The following is a 21,010-nucleotide window of genomic DNA, read 5'->3' as shown; positions in this document are numbered from 1 at the left end:
TGGCATAGCGCCCGGTAGTTACAGCGGTTTGTTTAACTTCAGAGCCAGATATTTCTTTTTAAAGCTGGTTCTGATTTTACTATCGAAAAGAAAAGACAGCGGCCTGATTTTAGTGATCGCCTCAATAACCTGCTTTCTGTCGTCAGGATTATCCAGGGCTTCCCGATGTTTATGGGCAATATTAATCCAGTGGCAGGATAGCAGATTACGATAGCGCTCCTGCAACACCTCATCCATATGCTGCGTTGCGCTCACTAAGAGTGAAATTTTGTGTTTATCCAGCTGGCTGGATAAGCTGTTGCCGCGTTTAAAATAGAGATAAGGGCTCTGGCGGCTATAAGCGATTGCATCACTGCTGACCAGGATTTCCGGGAAAAGCCAGGCGTCCTCGTAGCAGGTATAATCCGGGAAGGGATGTGCCAGCAGCATGGTGCGCTTAATAAACTGACCGATAAAGTGCGCCTGCAAATCGCGATGGATCAGGAATTTTTCAATAGCCTGATGCCGTGACAGTGTTTCCGCCTGCAGGCCCTGCCACGTGATGTGCTGAGGCCGGGATTCGTATACCTCATTAAGCGCCGTGAACAGTGCGTCCGGACGATGGCTTTTCAGGTAGCGGACAATATCGGCGAGGGCGTCGGCCAGCAACTGATCGTCGCCATCCAGCATCGTAATATATTCACCGCTGCACTGCTGAACGCCAAAATTACGCACCCGGCCAATGTTGCGGTAATCAATATTAAATACTTTCGCCTGCGGATGCCGCCGGGAAAAATCATCGAGCAACGCTGCTGTGTTGTCGACGGATGCGTCATTGATAAGAATAAATTCAATATACTGCTCAACACCATGACAGGCCTTTTCTAAACTCGCCAGCGTGTCAGGCAGAAATTTTTCACTGTTATGGGCCGTTAGCAACACACTGATTAAATAGTCAGGAACCATCATTTTTTAAGTCAACATCTGAGGCAGGAATGCCGTCAAGCATACTACAAGTGGCAATTTGAGGGGAGGGCATTGACGCAGCGCAGCCCTGCGCCTCCTGCCACCGATCAGGCACATTTACGACTGATACAATAATGCGTATGATTCTCATTCCTTTTTATGCTTCCTGCTCGCGCAGGTAACCCATCGGTCCTTACCGGAGACAGCAATGACTTCATCATTACGCCCGCGCGCCACCGCGCTGGCTCTGGCGCTGCTGGCAGCCATGAGCCTGAGCGCCTGTCAGGCGCCAGCTAAAAAATCAGTAGCGCCTGCCGCCGCGGCTAAGCCAGCGGCAGCGGAGAAGGTACAGCAGCGTGAACTGGGCGACGGCCTGTATGAAATGGCCTATGTGCCGGGCGATCCGGCTGCGCTGTATGTGGCCAGCGCGCAGGCGTTTAAAACCGTCAACGGTGGCGTGCTGTATCGTCTGGATGCCCGCACGCTGGCAACGCTGGGCGAAACCCACACCGATCTGAAAAACTTTGGCATGACGGCTTCACCGGACGGCAGCGTGCTGTACATTACCAACACGCTGGACGGTGGCGTGACGAAAGTGGACGCCAGAAGCGGTAAAGTGCTGCAGCGTCTGCTGTTTGGCCTGAAAAACGACAAAGGCAATCCGGTTGGCGCGCGTGAAATCCTGCTGCATGACGGCCTGCTGTACATCGGTGCGATTGAGAATCCGGCGATGATTTGGGTGGTCGATGCGAATACGCTGCGGCTGAAAACCACCATCAAAAACGCCGGTAAGTGGGTGACCGGGTTGCTCTATTCGGCGTCAACCGACCGTATTTACGCGGCGAACGGCAGTGGCGAAGTGCTGGTGATTAATCCGCGCAGTCACAAAATTGAGCAGCGCTGGACGCCAGGCGATGGCAAAGAGTATCTGCTGTTAAATCTGGCGGAAGATGCCGCCAATGGCCGCCTGTACGTCACTGACAATTCTAAGGGCAAAACCACGCTGGTGTTCGATGAGCGCAGCGGTAAGGTGATCAAACGCCTGGATGTCGGCGATTCGCTTGGCATCAAATTCAATGCGAAGCGCAACGAGATTTACATCAGCCAGCGACTCGGCGGCAAAGTGCTGCAGCTGGACGCGACGACCTACGCAGTGAAAAATAGCTGGGCGCTGCCGACCCACCCTAACAGCCTGCTGGTGTCGCCAGATGGTCAGACGCTGTATGTGACGGTGAAGCAGGGGCTCAATAAAGATCGCTCGCCGCAAGGGCCGGATAGCGTGGTGCGGATTACGCTGGATTAACCGCGCTGGGTTTAATCGCGGCGCGAGGGATCGCGCCGCAGATAACCCGTGCTTAGCCACGGGTTACGTCATCCATTACGCCACGCCGTTCACCAGAAGTACGCGGTAGTTGGCGCCTTTCAGGCGATGCGCTTTGGCTTCCTGGTAGGCCGGGCTGAAGTACCAGGCTTTGGCGGCCTCGGCATCTTCAAACTGCAGCACCACCACGCCTTCAGCATCGCGCCCTTCCAGTACCTCCAGATCGCCGTAAAACGCCAGTGGCGTGATGTGGTGATCGCCACGCGCCGCGCCGGCTTTCTGCGAATAGGTGGCCAGCTCGTCTTTGTCCAGCGTTTCGTCTTTAATCATAACGACATATGCGGCCATTATTGTTCGCCTCGCGCCTGACGCTTGTCTTCAGTATTGGTATCAAAATCGCTCGCATCGTGCCGTTCCAGCAGCTGATCCTGCGGCTCGGCGCCAAATGCCCGATTCACTTTACGCCCGCGGATCACCGCCGGACGGTCGGCAATCTCTTTTGCCCAGCGCACCACATTTTTGTACGACTGCACATCGAGGAACTCGCCGCCGCCGTACTGGTTGTTCAGCACCAGATTGCCGTACCACGGCCAGGTTGCGATATCGGCAATGGTATATTCGTCGCCAGCGAGGAAACGGTGGTCCGCCAGCTGGCGATCCAGCACATCAAGCTGACGTTTGGCTTCCAGCGTGAAGCGGTTAATGGCGTATTCAATTTTTTCGGGCGCGTAGTGATAGAAGTGGCCGAAACCGCCGCCAAGGTAGGGCGCGGATCCCTGCAGCCAGAACAGCCAGTTCAGGGTTTCAGTGCGGCCCGCCACGTCAGAGGGAATAAAGTGGCCGAATTTATCTGCCAGATAGAGCAGGATATTGCCGGATTCAAACACGCGCAGTGGCGGCGTGATCGAGTGGTCGCGCAGCGCCGGAATTTTTGAGTTTGGGTTAACCTCAACGAAGCCGCTGGAGAACTGATCGCCATCGCCGATGCGGATCAGCCAGGCGTCATACTCCGCTTCCTGCACGCCGAGCGCCAGCAGCTCTTCCAGCAGAATGGTCACTTTCTGGCCGTTTGGCGTCCCCAGCGAATAGAGCTGCAGCGGATGCTTACCGACCGGCAGCGTTTGCTCATGCGTCGGCCCGGCGGTTGGACGGTTAGTCTTTGCCCCGTTACCTTTGGCTTCCGGGTCCCAGGTCCAGACTTTCGCGGGCTGATACTGATTTTCCGACATAATGCGTTCGCCTTGTTGTGAGAAGATTTTTGCTGCTACTGAGTGTAGCAGCACGCTATCACGCCGATTTAACCGCGCTGGTGATAAAAGACAAAGTCGAATCAGGCAAAATTCTCTTGCGTAAACAGCATAAAGTCGACTTTGCCGGGCTGATAGGTCTCTGGTTGCTCACCCTCTTCCAGATGTCGCAGCAGCAGCGTCAGCGCCAGTTGTGCGTGACGCAGAGTGTTTTGATCGAGCGTCAGCGTCAGCACGCGTTTGGCCAGCAGCTCACGGGTTGTTTGGTAAAGTTCGTGCGTAACATACACCACCTTGCCGCACAGCCGGTGGCGCGCCAGCGCTTCGTGAATCTGCGTGTTGCCCATGCCGGTATTGTACAAGCCGACAATCTGCTGCGATGCGGCCAGCGTTTTCTCCAGCAGCCGGCTGATGCGCTCGCGCTCGTCCTGGCCTGCGATGATCTCCCGTAGCCGCAGATGCGGGAAGCGCTCCGCCAGCACTGCCTGAAATCCTTCGATGCGCAGACGGTGCGCGGCGTAATCGGCGCGACCGCTAACCAGCACCACGTCACCCGCCACGGGCAGCATGCTGCCGAGCATCAGCGCGGCGGTGCGTCCCGCCTTCAGCTGATCAATACCGACATGGCACAGGCGCGGCGCATCAGGCAGATCGGCCACCAGCGTAATGACCGGTACGCCACGCGCTTTACAGGCCTCAAGCGCCGCGTAAATCAGCGGATTTTCATGGGCGAAAACAATCAGCCCGTCCATCTTTTTGCTGCTGGCTTCGATATGCGCCGCCAGCTTTTCGGGCGCATGCTCCGGAATCAGCGTGCGGTGCAGCCGCAGGCGACGATAGCCGAGCTCATCCGCCAGACGGGCAAAATCCTGCGCCAGCTGTTGAAAGAAGAAGGAACCGTTACCGCTCAGCAGCACCTCTATTTGCCATGCGTGGCGGTGTTCCTCCGGCAGGATGCGTTTCAAACCCGCTTCGCGCGCCGCCAGTAAAATCTTTTTCGTCATCGCGGGCGACACGCCGCCCCGGTCGTTCAGCACCCGATCCACCGTGGCGACGCCCACGCCCACCCGCTTAGCCAGTTCGGCCAGCGTCATTGTTTTCATCTGAGTGAATTCCATCAAAAACCGCGTTCAGACAGCCTGCCAGAAAGCGATATTTTGACAAGACCGACGATGCCGAAGTGTGAGCAACAGGAGCGTTATCATGCGCAGTGCGCAACGTTTTGCCTTGATTGGCTGTGGATTTATTGGCCAGGTGCATGCCGCAAACCTGGCGCGCCATCCCGGCGTTGAGCTGGCGCTGGTGTGCGATATCGACGCCGCGCGCGCCGCCGCGCTGGCAGAGCAGTTTGGGGCGCGGGCCGCCAGCGTGCCGCAGGCGCTGAGCAGTAAGGCCATTGATGCGGTGCTGATTGCCAGTGCGACGCCGACCCACGCTCCGCTACTGGAGCAGGCGGTGCTGGCGGGCAAAGCGGTGTACTGTGAAAAACCGATCGATTTGTCGCTGTCACGCGCCCGGGAAGTGGTAGCCAGCATTTCCCCGCTGCAGGTGCCGGTGACGGTAGGATTCAATCGGCGTTTTGATCGCAGCCATATGCAGCTGAAAGCCCAGCTGCAGCAGGGCGTGATTGGGCGCAGCGAGCTCATCCAGATGGTGTGCCGCGCCTCTGAACTGCCGCCGCTGAGCTATCTGCAGGCGTCCGGCGGACAGATGCGCGACCAGGCCATCCACTTTTTCGATCTGCTGCGCTGGTTAACTGAGGATGAAGTGGTCACCGTGGGCGCGCTCGGTGCCACGCTGGCGATGCCGGCGATCCGCGACATTGACGTCGATACCTCAGTGCTGATTATGCGCCTGCAGCAGGGCGCGCTGGCGCAGCTAGATAATGCCCGTCGTACCGCTTACGGTTATGACGAGCGCATCAGCGTGATGGGCAGTATGGGCATGCTGGCGTCGGAAAGCCAGGCGGTGCGCGGAGCAACGCTGTATCAGGGGCAGCACATCCGCCAGCCGGGGCTGTATGCGGACTGGTTCAGCCGGGTACAGGAGACCTATTACAGCCATCTCGATGCGTTTGTGCGCCATCTTGGCGGCGAGAAAGTAGCCGGTCTGCCGGGGCTGATTGACGGGCTGCGCGCGCAGGCCATCGCGGAAGCGGCGCAGCTGTCGCTGACGCGCGGCGAGTTTGTTGAGGTGGAGTGGGTGACGGTTTGATGGGGAATGGGCGATGGCGTTTGCCCTCACCCCAACCCTCTCCCGCAGGCGGGAGAGGGGGCTGATTGTGCGCCCAGCTGTCATTGGCGAGAAAGGGGCTAAGGGCGGGCGATTTACAGATTCAGCAGCTCGCGCTCAATCAGCTCGCGGGTTTCCACCGCCTGATACTTCATCTTCTCCGGATAGCCAAACAGCGCGGCGGAGATAATCGACTCGCCACCCACTTTATAGTGGCGGTTAGCGAAATCCATCTCGCGCAGCGCCTCGAACAGCGCGTCGAAATTCACCTCACCTTCGCCAACGGCCACGTGCTGATGGATAGTGGCATCGACGCCCGGTGGGTTAACGATGTAGCGACAGTGTTTGGTGTGGTTCATGGTATCGGCAATCAGCATGTGCGACAGATCGTCGCCAGCGTAATGCAGCATACTCTTCACGTCGCCTTTGCCCTTGTCATAGTAGAACGTATGCGGTGCGCTGTAGATGTATTTGACGTTGTCGCTGCGGAACGACTTAACGATATCGGCCGTTTCATTGCTCTCTTCGCAAAAATCCCACGGATGCGCCTGAATTTCCACGCGAATCCCCTCTCGCTCGAAAATCGGTAGCAGCTCGTCCATTGAGCGATAGAACATCTCTTCGCAGATTTCGGGCTCGTTCGGGTTACCGGAGAGCTCGGTATTGATCACCTGCACGCCCATCTCCACGGCAATCTCAATCATTCGCTTCCAGTTTTTCACCGCCGCCTGGCGCCGCAGCTCATCCGGTCCCGACCAGCGATAGACGGTGATAAACGAGGAGATTTCCAGTCCGGTAGCGTTGAGCGCATTTTTGTACTCGCGCATGATCTCCCGGCTGGCTTTTGGGTGTTTATAGAACGGATTGATCTGCGGATGCGGCGACTGTTCAATGTATTTATAACCCCACTCCGCGACCTGATGCACCATACGCGTGATGCCGAGATCGCGGATAACATCCACATCAAAAGCGATTTTCATTGTTGTTCTCCTGCGCGTTACGTTACCCACCACCGCAATCGGCGGCTGGTGTCGCGTCAACTATAAAAACAGCCCGGCACCGGCTCTAATGCTTTGCTGATGCATTTCCATCAGTGCCGGCGACCCGCTGCGGCGATCGTTTGCCAAATAATTATTCTATTTGCGTGAGAAATGAAATGAATGATGGTGTTTGTGCGACAGCGATCAAAAGAATGAGAGGATTTACTCATTTACTGAGGGATAAACACCGGCTTATATGGCGTGAAAGCATAACGTCAGGCATTATTTTTGATAGTTTGTTATCATTGAGGGGCTTAACGATGAGCAAAATTACCATGAGCGCGATTGCCGCCGCTGCCGGGGTGGGGATCGCCACCGTGGATCGGGTGCTCAATCGCCGCGCGCCGGTGCGGGCGCAGACCGAACAGAAAGTACTGGCAGCGGCGCATCGGCTGGGTTACCGCAGTAGCCACGCCCCGCTCAGTGCGCAGAGTGACGGCGTGACGCTGCGCATGGGGTTTATCCTGCTGTCGGCTTCGTACTCTTTTTATCAAACGCTAACTGATGCGCTGCGCCAGCAGACGCAGCCATTTCATCCGGCCGGCAGCGAGCCGCTGTTTGTCTGGCACGAGATTGATGAGGTGGCAGCGGTGGTGGATTCACTCTACCGGCTGGCTGAGCAGGTGGAGGCTATCGGCGTGGTGGCGCTGGATCATCCGCTGATCCGCCACGCGATAGCACATGTTTCGCGTCAGGGCGTGCGCGTCTACGCGCTGTTTTCTGACTTTTCGCCCTGTGGGCATGCTGGCTATTTCGGCCTGGATAATCAGAAAGCCGGGCGCAGCGCGGGTTGGATCGCCAGCCATCTGCTGCATCAGCCGGGTCCGGCGGGCGTGCTGCTGGGGGATCACCGCTTTATCTGTCAGGAGAACTGCGAGAGTGGTTTTCGCTCATATCTGCGCGAGCAGGACAGTGCGCGGCGCGTGCTGGAACCGCTCAAAACCCACGAATCGATTGCCGGTGGTTATCAGGCGACCCGCCAGCTGCTGGAGCAACATGCCGATCTGGCGCTGATTTACGCGCCGTGCGGTGGCATTGAAGGGGTCGTTCAGGCGCTGCGTGAGCGGCCGCAGCGGAAGGTGGCGCTGATTTGTCACGGCCCGGTCAATGACGGCGACCTGGCGCTGATAGATGGCACCATCACGGTGATGCTGCGCCATCAGATCGCTGACATGGCACGACAGCTGGCGCAAACCGTGCTGCAACGTCACGCTGAGCGCAGCGACCATTTTTCTCAGGTCACCCTGCCGTTTGAGATCGTCATGCGGGAAAATGTCTGAGGCGTTGCGCAGTCACCCTTTGTTATCGCTCACCGGGCGACAGCCACGCCAGCGCGCATGACGACAGCATTTGATAAAAAATTATCAAAAATTTGATAATTAAATTTATGATCGCTATCAAAGAATGAAAGTTCCATGATTGAGGTTGGTGAAATATCTATTTGATACTGACGCCAGCCCTCATCATAAGGAACCATCATGACCCTACACATTGCCAATGCGCCCTGCAGCTGGGGCGTAGACGATCCTGACAATCCTTTCCTGCCGCCATGGCAAACGGTGCTGCGCGAGGCGGCCCAGGCCGGTTACCGCAGCATTGAACTCGGGCCGTGGCGCTATCTGCCGACCGATGCCGCCGAACTGCGCCAGCAGCTGGAAGCGCATCAGTTGTCGCTGGTGGCCGGCACCATTTTTGATGATTTGGTCAGCGAGGCGAATTTCCCGGCGATGGTTGAGCTGACGCACAACATCTGCCGCAACCTGTCGCAGGTGCCGTGCGCGGCACGCACGCACGGTGATAACCGGCCCGCGCCCTATCTGGTGATTATCGATTTCGGTAACCCGCAGCGGGCGCAATTTGCTGGCCAGACAGAGAAAGCGCCGCGCCTGGCACCCGCAGACTGGCAGCGCATGATGCAGCACATCACTCAGCTCAGTCACATCGCCTGGCATGACTACGGCGTGCGACCGGTGATTCATCCTCATGCCGGTGGCTGTATTGAGTTTGCTGATGAACTGGAGCAGCTGGTACAGGACATCCCGCATGAGGTTGCCGGACTGTGTCTCGATACCGGCCATCTTTATTATTCCGGCATGGATCCGCAGACCTGGCTGCAACGCTACTGGCCGCGCATCGACTATCTGCATTTCAAAGACATCAATGCGGCCGTCTGGCGCGATGTGATTGCGCGCGGCGTCGACTTTTTCACTGCCTGTGCCGAGGGCGTGATGTGCCCGCTTGGCCAGGGCGCGATTGATTACCCGGCGCTGCGGGCGTTTCTCGCTGAACGTCACTACCAGGGCTGGATCACCATTGAGCAGGAGCGCGATCCGCGCAACGCCGCCACCAGTCTGCAGGACGTCACGGCCAGCCTGCACTACCTGCATTCCATCGGATTCTGAGGAGAACAGCATGATTAACGGGAGCAAAGTACTGGATCGCGCGCTGCGCTGGGGCATGGTGGGCGGCGGCGGCACCAGCCAGATCGGTTATATTCACCGTTCCGCTGCTTTACGCGACGGCAACTTCACCTTAGTGGCGGGTGCGTTTGATATTGATGCGGAGCGCGGGCGGGCGTTTGGTCGCGCGCTGGGCGTGGCGGCGGAGCGCTGCTATAGCGATTACGAAACCCTGTTTAAAGCGGAAGCCGCGCGTGCTGATGGCATTGAAGCTGTCTCCATCGCCACGCCGAACAATACGCACTTTGCTATCTGCCGCGCCGCGCTCAGCGCCGGGCTGCACGTGGTGTGTGAAAAACCGCTGTGTTTCACCTCCGCTGAAGCTGAGGAACTGCAGCAACTGTGTAAAGCGCAGCAGAAGATCATCGGCATGACCTACGGTTATGCCGGGCATCAGCTGATTCAGCAGGCGCGCACCATGATTGCTGACGGGCTGCTGGGTGAGATCCGCATTGTGAACATGCAGTTTGCTCACGGCTTTCATCACGAAGCGGTCGAATTACAGAATGCCAGCACCAAATGGCGCGTCGATCCGCGTTTTGTTGGCCCGAGCTATGTGCTGGGCGATCTGGCCACCCATCCGCTGTTTATCGCTGAAACTCTGTTGCCGCAGTTGCAAATAAAACGTCTGCTGTGCAGCCGCCAGAGCTTTGTGGCCTCGCGTGCGCCGCTGGAAGATAACGCCTTTGTGATGATGGAATACGACAACGGCGCGGTCGGTACGCTGTGGGCGTCAGCGGTGAACTGCGGATCGATGCACGGCCAGAAAATTCGCGTGGTGGGGGCCCGAGCCAGTCTGGAGTGGTGGGACGAACAGCCAAACCAGCTGCGCTATGAAGTGCAGGGCGAGCCGGTGCAGATTCTTGAGCGCGGCATGGGCTATCTGCACGCCAGCGCGCTGGCCGATGACCGTATTGGTGGCGGCCATCCCGAAGGATTATTTGAAGCCTGGTCGAATCTCTATCGCCGTTTTGCGCTGGCGATGGACGCCACCGACCGCGGCGATCACGCCTTCCTGCAGGACTTCTGGTATCCGGACGTGCACGCCGGGCTGATGGGGGTACGCTGGGTGGAACAGTGTGTCAAATCGGCGGATGCCGGTGCGGTGTGGGTTGAGTGCTAATTAGCTGACGAAATTTAACCGGAGTGCGAGGTAGCGGGGCGGCATCCGTGCTTTATTGGGAGCCGCTGCGCATGCCTTCTGCAGTTGCTGCGGCGATCTGATCGATGGCGCGCTGTGCCTGTTCGCACTGGTGCAAAATAGTGAAGGCATGAAGGTAAAGCATTTTCCCCGCTTCGGTAGGCGTTACACCGCGTTTAGTGCGGATCAGTAACTGCTGATTCACTTCTCCCTCCAGCGTGGCAAGCTGCTGGCTTAGCGCCGGTTGCGCAATATGCAAACTTTCAGCGGCCTGCGTCAGGCTGCCCGCGTCGACGATTTTGATGAAATATTTAAGGCGACGAAGGTTCACGATTACTCCCTCTGGCGACACGATTCGGTGTATCAAATGCGTCCGGCACGGTGAGATGCAGCAGACGCAGAGTTAAGAATAAAAGCCACGACGGCAGGCAGGTACTACGATTAACAGTTTTTTAACATCGACACGCGCAACGCGGCGTGACCGGTGGCGCAATTCGCTGGAAAGGTTTGGGCGCAATCGCAAAAGTGTGCGACGCGTCGCGCAAATGGGGCCGAAGCAGTCAGGGTCGTAATGGAGCTAATCGATATTGCATGGGATTGCAGTTTTTTCAGGTACTCCGCACAAGCTGAACACGTCTCCAGCGATGTTGGCATCCGGCATGATACAGGTCATCTTTTCAATATAACTTCCGGTTTATATCAGAGCGCTATAAACTACAGGTTATATGAGGTGATTTTGAAAAGCTGGAAGGTAGAAACCACCGCGCGCTTTGCCACATGGCTGCAGGCGCAGGATGACGCGATGATTGAGGATGTGTTGGCCAGCCTGGCGGTTCTCAGGGAGTTCGGGCCCACGTTAGGGCGACCTGATGTTGATACCCTCGTCGGGTCGCGTTTTTCCAATATGAAAGAACTCCGTGTTCAGAGTAATGGCCGGGCGATTCGTGCGTTTTTTGCCTTCGATCCGGTCAGACGGGCCATTGTGCTCTGCGCGGGAAACAAAACCGGAACGCATCAGCGGCGCTTTTATCAGGCGATGATTAAACTGGCTGACCGCGAGTATCAACAGCATCTGGAGGAGATGAATCATGCCAAAACTTGAAGACCTGATTGCTCAGCGTTCGCCTGAATCACAGGCGCGCATCAGAAATAAGGCGGCGGAAAAAATCCTCGAGATTCGTTTGCGCCAGCTGCGGGAAGAACTGGCGCTTTCACAGGTACAGTTGGCTGAAAAGATGGGTGTTTCGCAACCTGCTATTGCAGCCATCGAGGCGCGTGGTGATGAACTGAAACTCTCCAGCCTGAAAAAGTACGTTGAGGCGTTAGGCGGAAAATTGAGCGTAACCGTTGAACTGCCAGCCGGTGACGGGCGGATTTTCCAGCTTTAAGAGTTTCTGCCAGGCTGCAGGGTGAGCGATTCTGCCGGCGCAGAAAAGCAAAAACCCAGCCATAAGGCTGGGTTTTCTGAATAGTGGTGCCCGGACGCGGAATCGAACCACGGACACGGGGATTTTCAATCCCCTGCTCTACCGACTGAGCTATCCGGGCAACGGGGCGCATTAAACCCTAATGGCTCACAGCCGTCAACGGGTTTCGTAAAAAAAGCGTAGCAATCGTGACTGATTGCCTGCTTTTCAGGCAGGGTGAACAAAAAGCCTACGCCAGCGCACCGTTTTGCCGGCACAGCGCGATGCTCAGCACATCTTCAGCCAGACGCCGCGCGGTAGCGACATCCTGCACGTTGCGCTTCACCAGCAGCTTACTCAGACAACCTTCGAGGATCAGCTCCATCTGATCGGCCACCATGCTGGGGTTGTCCAGCGCCAGGTCGACGAGGATTTCATGGGTGAACTGCCAGGAACTGCGCTTCTGCTGTTCGGCGAGCTGGTGCACCGGCTGATCCGGCTGGGGATAGAAACTGCAGGCGGCAATAAACAGGCAGCCGGGAAAGCGGCCTTTACTGACGTGCTCTGCCAGCACGTCGTAACGCGCCAGCAGCTTTTGTGCCGCACTGAGGCGCTCATCCAGTTGCACCTGGCGGCGCCAGCTGTCGATCTGCTGGCCGTGAAAGCGCAGCGCGTCATACAGCAGGGCATCGCGATCGGGCCAGTAGCGCTCCAGCTGATCGCTGGCGAGGCCGCTTTCGCCAGCCAGCTGCTGCAGCGAGGTGGTCGCGGCCAGGCCGCTCTGTTCGAGCACATTCAGCGCATGCTCAAGGATCTGTTCGCGTTGCAAAAGACTCTCCTCCGGAATGCGGGCCCGGGCGCGTACGCCCGGGCAGTGTCGTGCAACCAGTTTCGTTTAACGCGGCAGATTGTGCAAATGGGCGCGGAAATCCGCGGCGTTAAGGAACCCGGTGACGCGTGAATCGGCAATCTCTTTGCCCTGCGCATCGAAGAACAGGATGGTCGGCAGGCCAAGCACCTGCAGATGCTGCAGCAGCGCGTTATCCTGCACGTTGTTGGCTGTCACGTTAGCCTGCAGCAGCTGCACGTTGCTCAGGGCGCTGCGCACGCCGTCATCGCTGAAGGTGTATTTTTCAAACTCTTTGCAGGCCACGCACCAGTCGGCATAGAGATCGACCATGGTGATACGCCCCTGCGCCTGTTGTAATGCGCTATCCAGCTGCTGGCTGTTGCTGATGCGCTGAAACGGCAGGTGCGCGACGCTTTGCGTACTGCTGCTGCCAAATGCCCAGTCCTGCAGCGGGCGCGCCACCACCAGCGCGGCCGCCAGCATGATGATCGGCAGCACGCGCGCTGTGCCGCGTGCGCTGAGACTCAGACTGAACGCCCAGGCAAAAAACGCCACGCCGAGCAGACTCCACAGCCGCAGTCCCCAGATATCGCCCAGCACGCGCTCCAGCAGAAACACCGGCAGCGCCAGAATCACAAAGCCAAAACCCTCTTTTACGCTCTGCATCCACGGACCGCTTTTCGGCAGCAGCCGGTTGCCGAACATCGTTACAGCAATCAGCGGCAGTCCCATGCCGAAGGCGTACAGCCACAGCGTGCCGGCTCCGGCCCACAGATTACCGCTCTGCGCGATATACAGCAGGATGGCGCTGAGCGGCGCGGTGGTGCAGGGTGAGCAGATTAGCCCAGCCAGTGCGCCCATCATAAACACGCCCGCCAGCGACCCGCCTTGCTGACGGTTGCTCCACAGCGTCAGACGCGTCTGGAGGCTGGCAGGCAGCTGCAGCGTGAACAGGCCAAACATCGACAGCGCCAGCAGCACAAACAGCACCGAGAGGCCGATCAACACGTAAGGATGCTGCAGCGCAGCCTGGAAACGCAGTCCCGCTGCTGCCACCACCATACCGAGCAGGGTGTAAGTCAGCGCCATACCCTGCACGTAAACCAGAGCCAGGGCGAACAGCCGGCCCAGCGAGTAGCGGCGCTGGCCACCAAGAATGATGCCGGAGATCAGCGGATACATCGGCAGCACGCACGGCGTAAAGGCCACGCCGATGCCAATCAGCAGCGCCCACAGCGGCGAAAATGGCAGCGGCGTGCGGTCAGCGGCCGGTGATGCCGCGATTACCGGCGCGGCGCTATCGGCAGCCATCGCCGTCAGCGGCACCGAGCGGGTCTCCGGCGGATAGCAGAAACCGGCCGCGGCGCAGCCCTGATAGGTCACGCTGAGCGTTGCACCGGCATCGGCCTGGCGCAGGGTGATCGGCAGCTGTACGTCCTGCGGATAGATTTCACTCTTGCCGTAAAACTCATCTTCGTGCGGCTGGCCCGGCGGCAGCGTGACCGGCGCCAGCTGCGCGTGTTGCGCGCTGATGTGGAATTGCTGGCGATAGAGGTAATAGCCGTCCTTCACTTTCCAGCTCAGCGTCAGCTGATGACCCTGCTGGCTGAAATCAAAGCCAAAGGCCTGATCGACCGGCACAAAGCGGTTATTGGTAGTGGGCGAGAACAGGCTGGCCTGCGCCGACAGGCAAAACAGCAGTGCCAGGCACAAGCTTAACAGGCGGGAAAATCGAGCAGCCATGACGAATTAATCAGCTCCGGTGGCGAATGAGCCGCGATAATAACACGGCTCATTCGCCACGAGGTTTTCAGGATGTAACCACGACGCTACAGGATCAGGCTGCCGAACAGGAAGCCAAACGCCACCGAGAAGGTAATCGCCAGCACGCCGGGAATGATAAACGAGTGGTTGAACACGTACTTCCCAATGCGGGTCGAGCCGGTGTCATCCATCTCCACCGCGGCCAGCAGCGTCGGGTAGGTGGGCAGCACGAACAGCGCGGACACCGCGGCGAAGGAGGCGACCGCCGCAAGCGGCGATACGCCGAGCATCAGTGCGGCCGGCATCAGCGCTTTGGTGGTGGCCGCCTGAGAGTAGAGCAGCGTGGCAGCAAAGAACAGCACCAGCGCCAGCATCCACGGATAACTCTGCAGCATGTCGCCGGCCAGCGTCTGGATGTCGCTGAGGTGCGCTTTGACAAAGGTATCGCCCAGCCAGGCGACGCCCATCACGCAGATACAGGCGCTCATGCCGGATTTAAACGTGCTGGCACTGAGGATTTCACCGGTTTCCACTTTGCAGGTCAGGCAAATCAGCGTAGCAACCGTCAGCATAAACACCACAATGGCTTCGTTACGCGGCAGCACCGGATTGCTGATCAGGCCCACGCTGTCGCTGATCGCCGTCGCGTACAGCACGACCGCCGCAATACCGATCAGGAACAGCAGCACCGCGCGTCTGGCACCCGGCTTGATGTGATAAACCTGCTCACCGCGCAGCGTCACTTCACCTTTCGCCAGGCGCGCCTGATAGACGTCATCTTCTTTGAGCTCTTTGCCGAGGAAGTTGGTGATCACGGCGGCACAGAAAATGGCCAGCATGGTGGCAGGCAGCGCGACGCCGAGCAGCGCCAGATAACTGACGCCGCGCGGTTCAAGAATCGAGGCAAAAAATACCACCGCGGCCGAAAGCGGCGAGGCGGTGATGGCGATTTGCGACGCCACTACGGCTATCGACAGCGGGCGCGAAGGGCGTACGCCTTGCTCTTTGGCCACTTCCGCAATCACCGGCAGAGTTGAAAAAGCAGTGTGCCCGGTACCCGCCAGCAGCGTCATCGTATAGGTCACCAGCGGCGCAAGGAACGTGACATAGCGCGGATGGCGGCGCAGCAGGCGTTCCGCCAGCCCGACCAGATAATCCATGCCGCCAGCCACCTGCATCGCGGCGATGGCCGCAATCACCGCCATAATGATCTCGATGACATCAAACGGGATCGCGCCGGGTTTCATGCCGCAAACCAGCGTCAGCACCAGCACGCCTAAACCGCCGGCAAAGCCAATGCCGATGCCGCCGAGGCGCGCACCCAGCCAGATCGCCAGCAGGACGATGAGCAATTCCACCACTACCATAGTTTCACTCCCTGAAGTGCCGCCACACGCAGCCACTTTAGTTATAGACGTCAAAATAAAAAAGCACGCCGTATTGTATACAGGCGTGCTTCAGACGACTTGATCCGGAACGGATTACTGTTCGTTTTCGTCGGTGTAGCGTTTGGCTTTGTATTCCGGGTGCATCAGGTTCTGGATGGAGAAAATATCGTCCAGCTCGGCTTCGGTCAGCAGGCCGCGCTCCAGTACCACTTCGCGCACGCTCTTACCGGTTTCAGCACAAATTTTCCCGACGATATCGCCGTTGTGATGGCCGATGTACGGGTTGAGGTAAGTGACGATACCGATGGAGTTGAACACGTAGGCTTCACAGACCGCTTTGTTGGCGGTGATGCCGTTAACGCATTTTTCCAGCAGGTTGTAGCAGGCGTTGGTCAGGATGCTGATCGACTCAAACAGCGCCTGGCCAATCACCGGCTCCATCACGTTGAGCTGCAGCTGACCGGCTTCGGAAGCCATGGTCACCGTGGTGTCGTTACCAATCACTTTAAAGCACACCTGATTGACCACTTCCGGTACCACCGGGTTAACTTTGGCAGGCATGATTGAAGAACCGGCCTGCAGTTCCGGCAGGTTGATTTCGTTCAGGCCGGCGCGCGGACCGGATGACAGCAGGCGCAGGTCGTTACAGATTTTCGACAGTTTGACCGCCAGGCGCTTCAGCGCTGAGTGCACCATGACGTAAGCGCCGCAGTCTGAGGTGGCTTCAATCAGATCTTCGGCGGGCACCACCGGCAGGTTGCTGACTTCCGCCAGGCGCTGTACTGCCAGCTGCTGGTAGCCGTCCGGCGTATTGAGGCGGGTGCCGATCGCCGTGGCGCCGAGGTTAACCTCCAGCAGCAGTTCGGCGGTGCGCAGAATGCTGCGCGTCTCTTCGTTCAGCAGTACGTTGAACGCGTGGAACTCCTGACCGAGCGACATCGGCACCGCGTCCTGCAGCTGGGTGCGGCCCATCTTCAGGATGTTTTCAAACTCCACCGCTTTGCGCTGAAAACCTTCGCTCAGCTGGCCAATCGCGTCGAGCAGTTTGAGGATCGAGGCGTAAACCGCAATGCGGAAACCGGTAGGATAAGCGTCGTTAGTGGACTGACACTTATTCACGTGATCGTTCGGGTTGAGGTACTGATATTCACCTTTCTGGTGACCCATCAGCTCCAGACCGATGTTAGCCAGCACCTCGTTGGTGTTCATGTTGACCGAGGTGCCCGCGCCGCCCTGATAGACATCAACCGGGAACTGGTCCATGCACTTACCGTTGTTCAGCACTTCATCACAAGCCTGAATGATGGTGTTGGCGATGTGGCGGGGGATGGTTTGCAGCTCTTTGTTGGCGAGCGCGGCGGCTTTTTTCACCATCACCATGCCGCGAACAAACTCAGGGATGTCACTGATTTTACTGTTACTGATATAGAAGTTCTCAATCGCACGCAGAGTATGAACACCGTAATAGGCATCTGCCGGAACTTCACGCATGCCTAACAGGTCTTCTTCGATACGAATGTTGTTCGCCATGATTACCTTCTTATTATTGCTGCTGTGTTATTGCCGGGCATCCGGAATGGATGGGCGGCGAATAACGTGCAGGTGAAGCAATTATATTGTCGTGGAATACCAGTGCCGACATTTTATCCATCTTCGGGCTGGCGAGCACGATCATATTCTGTCACTGCAGAAATGCTTGTGCACAGATCACTTTACGGACATTTGCTGGCCCAGCGGTAATAACGATATGTGATGTACTTCGCAATTTTAAGTCAGTGGCATAAATTTAACAGCGGCGGTTGAATTTCCCCGGCCGCGTGCCCATCTCATACGTTATGGTCATGCTGACCCTTCAATTTTGCTGCCCCGCACGCTGCGTGGCGGCGCGACTCACAGGAGATATCGGTGCGCTGGTTACCGTTAGTGATTTTTTTTGTTCTGGCCTGGATTGAGATCTCGATTTTCATCCAGGTGGCGCACGCGCTCGGCGTGCTGCTGACCATGCTGCTGGTGATTTTTACCTCGTGCATTGGTGTGTCGCTGGTGAAAAACCAGGGCATGAAGAACTTTATGCTGATGCAGGAGAAGCTGGCGCGTAACGAGAGCCCGGCGGCGGAGATGATCAAAAGCGTGTCGCTGATCATCGCCGGTTTTCTGCTGCTGTTGCCGGGCTTCTTCACCGATTTCCTCGGCCTGCTGCTGTTGCTGCCGCCGGTGCAGAAACACCTGACGCTGAAGCTGATGCCGCACCTGCGCGTATGGCGCGGCCCGGGGCAGGGCCCGGATAGCGGCGTCACCATGGACGGCGAATTTGAGCGCAAAGATCAGGATCGTATCGGTCACGATAAAGATCGCTGAATGTAAGCGGGGCGGCGTAAGCCGCCCTTTTTGCTGTCTTTTTCGTCATCTGTTACGCAAACGAAAATTTTTTATTTTTTTGCCCTTGAAAGCCCCTTTTCTGCCCCTATCTCTCTCTCCACGAGGCCGGAACCCTCAAGCCCGGCGTTCAACCCAAAAATGAATGATTGGACTTCTCAAAGGAGAGCTATCAAATGAAAATTCGTCCGTTGCACGATCGCGTTATCGTCAAGCGTAAAGAAGTTGAAGCCAAATCTGCTGGCGGTATCGTTCTGACCGGCTCTGCAGCAGGCAAATCAACCCGCGGTGAAGTACTGGCTGTTGGCAATGGCCGCATCCTGGAAAACGGCGACGTGAAGCCGCTGGACGTAAAAGTGGGTGATCTGGTGATTTTCAGCGAAGGCTACGGTGCCAAGACTGAGAAAATCGACAACGAAGAAGTTCTGATCATCTCTGAAAGCGACATTCTGGCGATTGTTGAAGCGTAATTTACGCGTAATTCACTGAACGAAACGAATTTAAGGGATATTTGAAATGGCAGCTAAAGACGTAAAATTCGGTAATGACGCACGCGTAAAAATGCTGCGTGGCGTGAACGTACTGGCAGATGCAGTAAAAGTTACCCTGGGCCCGAAAGGCCGTAACGTGGTTCTGGATAAATCTTTTGGTGCACCGACCATCACTAAAGATGGTGTTTCTGTGGCACGTGAAATCGAGCTGGAAGACAAGTTCGAGAACATGGGTGCGCAGATGGTGAAAGAAGTCGCTTCTAAAGCCAACGACGCAGCAGGCGACGGCACCACCACCGCTACCGTTCTGGCCCAGGCTATCGTCAACGAAGGCCTGAAAGCCGTCGCGGCGGGCATGAACCCAATGGATCTGAAGCGCGGTATCGATAAAGCCGTTGCCGCAGCCGTTGAAGAGCTGAAAACCCTGTCTGTACCATGCCAGGATTCCCGCGCTATCGCGCAGGTAGGTACCATTTCTGCCAACTCCGATGAAAGCGTCGGTACCCTGATCGCTCAGGCGATGGACAAAGTGGGTAAAGAAGGCGTGATCACCGTTGAAGAAGGCACCGGTCTGCAGGACGAGCTGGACGTGGTTGAAGGTATGCAGTTCGACCGTGGCTACCTGTCTCCGTACTTCATCAACAAGCCAGAAACCGGTGCGGTGGAGCTGGAAAGCCCATTCATCTTGCTGGCTGACAAGAAAATCTCTAACATCCGCGAAATGCTGCCAGTGCTGGAAGCTGTGGCGAAAGCCGGCAAACCACTGCTGATCATCGCAGAAGACGTGGAAGGCGAAGCGCTGGCTACGCTGGTGGTCAACACCATGCGCGGTATCGTGAAAGTGGCTGCGGTGAAAGCACCGGGCTTCGGCGACCGTCGTAAAGCGATGCTGCAGGACATTGCTATCCTGACCGGCGGTACCGTGATCTCTGAAGAGATCGGTATGGAGCTGGAAAAAGCGACGCTGGAAGACCTGGGTCAGGCAAAACGCGTGGTGATCAACAAAGACACCACCACCATCATCGATGGTGTGGGCGATCAGGGCGCCATCTCTGGCCGCGTGACGCAGATCCGTCAGCAGATCGAAGAAGCGACGTCTGACTACGACAAAGAGAAACTGCAGGAGCGCGTTGCTAAACTGGCAGGCGGTGTAGCCGTACTGAAAGTAGGCGCAGCGACTGAAGTTGAGATGAAAGAGAAGAAAGCACGCGTTGAAGATGCCCTGCACGCTACCCGTGCTGCGGTTGAAGAAGGCGTGGTTGCCGGTGGTGGTGTCGCGCTGGTGCGTGTTGCGGCGAAAATCGCAGCATCTGGCCTGAAAGGTCAGAACGAAGACCAGAACGTCGGTATCAAGGTTGCTCTGCGTGCGATGGAAGCGCCACTGCGTCAGATCGTTTCTAACGCCGGTGAAGAGCCATCTGTGGTTGCTAACAACGTGAAAGCGGGCGACGGTAACTACGGTTACAACGCGCAGACCGAAGAGTACGGCAACATGATCGACTTCGGTATCCTGGATCCAACCAAAGTGACCCGTTCTGCGCTGCAGTACGCGTCTTCTGTGGCCGGTCTGATGATTACCACCGAAGCGATGGTCACCGACCTGCCGAAAGGCGACGCACCTGACTTAGGTGCTGGCGCTGGCGGCATGGGTGGCATGGGCGGTATGGGCGGCATGATGTAATTGCCCTGAACGTCTGAGCTGTTGAGAAACCCCCGATCGGAAACGGTCGGGGGTTTTTCTTTTGCCGGCGAACAAGGTATAAGTAAGGGCGCAATACTTCGGCTTTGCGGGTTTAGGGCAATGAATGTTCAGAAAAAATGTGCGCTTTTCTGCTACGCTGCCGCCCGACACTGATGATAATAAATGGGGATTATAATGCGGATTAACCTCTCGCTCGGACTGGCAGTCGGTACCTTACTGCTGGCGGGCTGTAGCACCTCCAACCAACTGAGTGCCGCCGGCGAACGTGTCACCTTTGTTGATCAACAGCCAGGCAGCCAATGTCAGCTGCTGGGCAATGTTACCGGCTCGCAGAGCAACTGGCTGACCGGCTCAGGCGGTGAAGGCAGTTCACTGCGCGGTGCGGCCAACGACCTGCGTAACCGCGCAGCGGAGATGGGCGGCAACGTGATTTATGGTGCCACCAGCCCGACGCAGAACCTGCTGTCTGCCTTTGCCCCGCTCGACAGCAAAATGTCGGGTCAGGTGTATAAGTGCCCGTAATGGCAGAGCAGCAATAAAAAAGCCGCGAGAGCGGCTTTTTTGTTTTTGAGTTCAGTCCCTGCGCGGTCGCCATCAATGGCTCCTGCGGTGATGGTGCCGCCACAGGAATACTGTAGGGTGCGCATT

Annotated in this window: 21 protein-coding genes, 1 tRNA gene and 1 pseudogene; 11 read left to right on the top strand and 12 right to left on the bottom strand. The window is 57.4% G+C overall.

Features of this window, described 5'->3' with window-relative positions:
- Positions 1-18 precede the first annotated feature (18 nt).
- Positions 19-948, bottom strand: coding sequence for a glycosyltransferase family 2 protein (locus tag C1N60_RS17785; RefSeq protein ID WP_262256491.1), 930 nt, complete (start codon positions 946-948; stop codon positions 19-21).
- A 205-nt stretch (positions 949-1,153) separates the two neighbouring features.
- Here C1N60_RS17785 and C1N60_RS17780 point away from each other — a divergent pair, with 205 nt between their 5' ends.
- Positions 1,154-2,248, top strand: a complete 1,095-nt coding sequence (locus tag C1N60_RS17780) for a YncE family protein (protein WP_125311530.1) — start codon at positions 1,154-1,156, stop codon at positions 2,246-2,248.
- Positions 2,249-2,323: 75 nt separating this feature from the next.
- On the opposite strand, the gene C1N60_RS17775 is transcribed toward C1N60_RS17780, so the two are convergent.
- The 3 genes from C1N60_RS17775 to C1N60_RS17765 form a co-directional block, all read right to left on the bottom strand.
- Positions 2,324-2,614: a DUF1330 domain-containing protein gene (locus C1N60_RS17775; RefSeq protein WP_021507781.1), complete on the bottom strand. Its 291-nt coding sequence runs from the start codon at positions 2,612-2,614 to the stop codon at positions 2,324-2,326.
- Complete coding sequence (yghU, locus tag C1N60_RS17770) at positions 2,614-3,495, bottom strand: glutathione-dependent disulfide-bond oxidoreductase (protein WP_021507780.1); 882 nt, start codon at positions 3,493-3,495, stop codon at positions 2,614-2,616. The genes C1N60_RS17775 and yghU overlap by 1 nt, the downstream gene beginning before the upstream one ends.
- A gap of 101 nt (positions 3,496-3,596) precedes the next feature.
- Positions 3,597-4,616, bottom strand: coding sequence for a LacI family DNA-binding transcriptional regulator (locus C1N60_RS17765; RefSeq protein WP_021507779.1), 1,020 nt, complete (start codon positions 4,614-4,616; stop codon positions 3,597-3,599).
- Positions 4,617-4,716: 100 nt separating this feature from the next.
- Here C1N60_RS17765 and C1N60_RS17760 point away from each other — a divergent pair, with 100 nt between their 5' ends.
- Complete coding sequence (locus tag C1N60_RS17760; protein WP_394521157.1) at positions 4,717-5,727, top strand: Gfo/Idh/MocA family oxidoreductase; 1,011 nt, start codon at positions 4,717-4,719, stop codon at positions 5,725-5,727.
- Positions 5,728-5,840: 113 nt separating this feature from the next.
- Here C1N60_RS17760 and C1N60_RS17755 read toward each other — a convergent pair whose 3' ends face one another.
- Positions 5,841-6,725 (bottom strand): sugar phosphate isomerase/epimerase family protein, encoded by an 885-nt coding sequence (locus tag C1N60_RS17755; RefSeq protein ID WP_021507777.1) that lies wholly within the window; start codon positions 6,723-6,725, stop codon positions 5,841-5,843.
- Between the two features lie 320 nt (positions 6,726-7,045).
- Between C1N60_RS17755 and C1N60_RS17750 the strand changes: the two genes are divergently transcribed.
- A complete protein-coding gene (locus tag C1N60_RS17750; RefSeq protein ID WP_394521156.1) occupies positions 7,046-8,065 on the top strand; it encodes a LacI family DNA-binding transcriptional regulator in 1,020 nt (339 codons plus the stop codon).
- Between the two features lie 29 nt (positions 8,066-8,094).
- Here C1N60_RS17750 and C1N60_RS17745 read toward each other — a convergent pair whose 3' ends face one another.
- Entirely contained in the window at positions 8,095-8,265 is a 171-nt protein-coding gene (locus C1N60_RS17745) for a hypothetical protein (protein ID WP_193751842.1), read from the bottom strand.
- On the opposite strand from C1N60_RS17745, the gene C1N60_RS17740 reads away from it, so the two are divergent.
- A complete protein-coding gene (locus C1N60_RS17740; RefSeq protein WP_394521155.1) occupies positions 8,264-9,187 on the top strand; it encodes a TIM barrel protein in 924 nt (307 codons plus the stop codon). The two genes, C1N60_RS17745 and C1N60_RS17740, sit on opposite strands and share 2 nt — an antisense overlap.
- Positions 9,188-9,197: 10 nt before the next feature.
- Complete coding sequence (locus C1N60_RS17735; RefSeq protein WP_394521154.1) at positions 9,198-10,367, top strand: Gfo/Idh/MocA family protein; 1,170 nt, start codon at positions 9,198-9,200, stop codon at positions 10,365-10,367.
- 94 nt (positions 10,368-10,461) lie between these two features.
- Here the strand turns inward: C1N60_RS17735 and C1N60_RS17730 are convergent.
- Positions 10,462-10,716, bottom strand: a pseudogene (locus tag C1N60_RS17730) (LysR family transcriptional regulator); the annotation flags it as partial.
- A 471-nt stretch (positions 10,717-11,187) separates the two neighbouring features.
- On the opposite strand from C1N60_RS17730, the gene C1N60_RS17725 reads away from it, so the two are divergent.
- Positions 11,188-11,487, top strand: coding sequence for a type II toxin-antitoxin system RelE/ParE family toxin (locus C1N60_RS17725; protein ID WP_010615566.1), 300 nt, complete (start codon positions 11,188-11,190; stop codon positions 11,485-11,487).
- Positions 11,474-11,773: a helix-turn-helix domain-containing protein gene (locus C1N60_RS17720; protein ID WP_010615565.1), complete on the top strand. Its 300-nt coding sequence runs from the start codon at positions 11,474-11,476 to the stop codon at positions 11,771-11,773. The genes C1N60_RS17725 and C1N60_RS17720 overlap by 14 nt, the downstream gene beginning before the upstream one ends.
- 84 nt (positions 11,774-11,857) lie before the next feature.
- Here the strand turns inward: C1N60_RS17720 and C1N60_RS17715 are convergent.
- The 5 genes from C1N60_RS17715 to aspA form a co-directional block, all read right to left on the bottom strand.
- A tRNA-Phe gene (locus C1N60_RS17715) sits at positions 11,858-11,933 on the bottom strand.
- A gap of 108 nt (positions 11,934-12,041) precedes the next feature.
- Complete coding sequence (locus tag C1N60_RS17710) at positions 12,042-12,620, bottom strand: division control transcriptional repressor DicD (RefSeq protein ID WP_021507771.1); 579 nt, start codon at positions 12,618-12,620, stop codon at positions 12,042-12,044.
- A gap of 66 nt (positions 12,621-12,686) precedes the next feature.
- A complete protein-coding gene (locus tag C1N60_RS17705; RefSeq protein WP_262256482.1) occupies positions 12,687-14,384 on the bottom strand; it encodes a protein-disulfide reductase DsbD in 1,698 nt (565 codons plus the stop codon).
- An 86-nt stretch (positions 14,385-14,470) separates the two neighbouring features.
- Positions 14,471-15,772 (bottom strand): anaerobic C4-dicarboxylate transporter, encoded by a 1,302-nt coding sequence (locus C1N60_RS17700; RefSeq protein ID WP_394521153.1) that lies wholly within the window; start codon positions 15,770-15,772, stop codon positions 14,471-14,473.
- Between the two features lie 114 nt (positions 15,773-15,886).
- Complete coding sequence (gene aspA, locus C1N60_RS17695) at positions 15,887-17,323, bottom strand: aspartate ammonia-lyase (RefSeq protein WP_021507768.1); 1,437 nt, start codon at positions 17,321-17,323, stop codon at positions 15,887-15,889.
- A 375-nt stretch (positions 17,324-17,698) separates the two neighbouring features.
- Here aspA and C1N60_RS17690 point away from each other — a divergent pair, with 375 nt between their 5' ends.
- The 4 genes from C1N60_RS17690 to C1N60_RS17675 all read left to right on the top strand — a co-directional run bounded on the left by C1N60_RS17690 (position 17,699) and on the right by C1N60_RS17675 (position 20,884).
- On the top strand, positions 17,699-18,151 hold the full coding sequence (locus tag C1N60_RS17690; RefSeq protein WP_021507767.1) for an FxsA family protein: 453 nt from the start codon (positions 17,699-17,701) through the stop codon (positions 18,149-18,151).
- A 194-nt stretch (positions 18,152-18,345) separates the two neighbouring features.
- The gene (locus C1N60_RS17685; protein WP_021507766.1) at positions 18,346-18,639 is read left to right on the top strand and encodes a co-chaperone GroES; all 294 of its coding nucleotides are present in this window, start codon (positions 18,346-18,348) and stop codon (positions 18,637-18,639) included.
- 46 nt (positions 18,640-18,685) lie between these two features.
- Positions 18,686-20,341 carry a chaperonin GroEL gene (gene groL / locus C1N60_RS17680; protein WP_021507765.1) on the top strand — a complete coding sequence of 552 codons (1,656 nt, stop codon included), beginning with the start codon at positions 18,686-18,688 and terminating at the stop codon, positions 20,339-20,341.
- Between the two features lie 195 nt (positions 20,342-20,536).
- A complete protein-coding gene (locus tag C1N60_RS17675) occupies positions 20,537-20,884 on the top strand; it encodes a DUF4156 domain-containing protein (protein ID WP_021507764.1) in 348 nt (115 codons plus the stop codon).
- Positions 20,885-21,010 lie beyond the last annotated feature (126 nt).

Source organism: Pantoea sp. SGAir0184, assembly GCF_043544755.1.
This window is presented reverse-complemented; position numbering and strand designations above follow the sequence as displayed.

Bases quoted from the DNA above. Each gene is read 5' to 3' on its own strand.
- C1N60_RS17720 (WP_010615565.1), top strand. From the start codon at position 11,474: ATGCCAAAACTTGAAGACCTGATTGCTCAGCGTTCGCCTGAATCACAG.
- C1N60_RS17685 (WP_021507766.1), top strand. From the start codon at position 18,346: ATGAAAATTCGTCCGTTGCACGATCGCGTTATCGTCAAGCGTAAAGAA.
- C1N60_RS17775 (WP_021507781.1), bottom strand. From the start codon at position 2,614: ATGGCCGCATATGTCGTTATGATTAAAGACGAAACGCTGGACAAAGAC.
- C1N60_RS17785 (WP_262256491.1), bottom strand. From the start codon at position 948: ATGATGGTTCCTGACTATTTAATCAGTGTGTTGCTAACGGCCCATAAC.
- C1N60_RS17760 (WP_394521157.1), top strand. From the start codon at position 4,717: ATGCGCAGTGCGCAACGTTTTGCCTTGATTGGCTGTGGATTTATTGGC.
- C1N60_RS17705 (WP_262256482.1), bottom strand. From the start codon at position 14,384: ATGGCTGCTCGATTTTCCCGCCTGTTAAGCTTGTGCCTGGCACTGCTG.
- C1N60_RS17735 (WP_394521154.1), top strand. From the start codon at position 9,198: ATGATTAACGGGAGCAAAGTACTGGATCGCGCGCTGCGCTGGGGCATG.
- C1N60_RS17725 (WP_010615566.1), top strand. From the start codon at position 11,188: ATGATTGAGGATGTGTTGGCCAGCCTGGCGGTTCTCAGGGAGTTCGGG.
- C1N60_RS17750 (WP_394521156.1), top strand. From the start codon at position 7,046: ATGAGCAAAATTACCATGAGCGCGATTGCCGCCGCTGCCGGGGTGGGG.
- yghU (WP_021507780.1), bottom strand. From the start codon at position 3,495: ATGTCGGAAAATCAGTATCAGCCCGCGAAAGTCTGGACCTGGGACCCG.
- C1N60_RS17765 (WP_021507779.1), bottom strand. From the start codon at position 4,616: ATGAAAACAATGACGCTGGCCGAACTGGCTAAGCGGGTGGGCGTGGGC.
- C1N60_RS17780 (WP_125311530.1), top strand. From the start codon at position 1,154: ATGACTTCATCATTACGCCCGCGCGCCACCGCGCTGGCTCTGGCGCTG.
- C1N60_RS17755 (WP_021507777.1), bottom strand. From the start codon at position 6,725: ATGAAAATCGCTTTTGATGTGGATGTTATCCGCGATCTCGGCATCACG.
- groL (WP_021507765.1), top strand. From the start codon at position 18,686: ATGGCAGCTAAAGACGTAAAATTCGGTAATGACGCACGCGTAAAAATG.
- aspA (WP_021507768.1), bottom strand. From the start codon at position 17,323: ATGGCGAACAACATTCGTATCGAAGAAGACCTGTTAGGCATGCGTGAA.
- C1N60_RS17700 (WP_394521153.1), bottom strand. From the start codon at position 15,772: ATGGTAGTGGTGGAATTGCTCATCGTCCTGCTGGCGATCTGGCTGGGT.
- C1N60_RS17740 (WP_394521155.1), top strand. From the start codon at position 8,264: ATGACCCTACACATTGCCAATGCGCCCTGCAGCTGGGGCGTAGACGAT.
- C1N60_RS17745 (WP_193751842.1), bottom strand. From the start codon at position 8,265: ATGATGGTTCCTTATGATGAGGGCTGGCGTCAGTATCAAATAGATATT.
- C1N60_RS17675 (WP_021507764.1), top strand. From the start codon at position 20,537: ATGCGGATTAACCTCTCGCTCGGACTGGCAGTCGGTACCTTACTGCTG.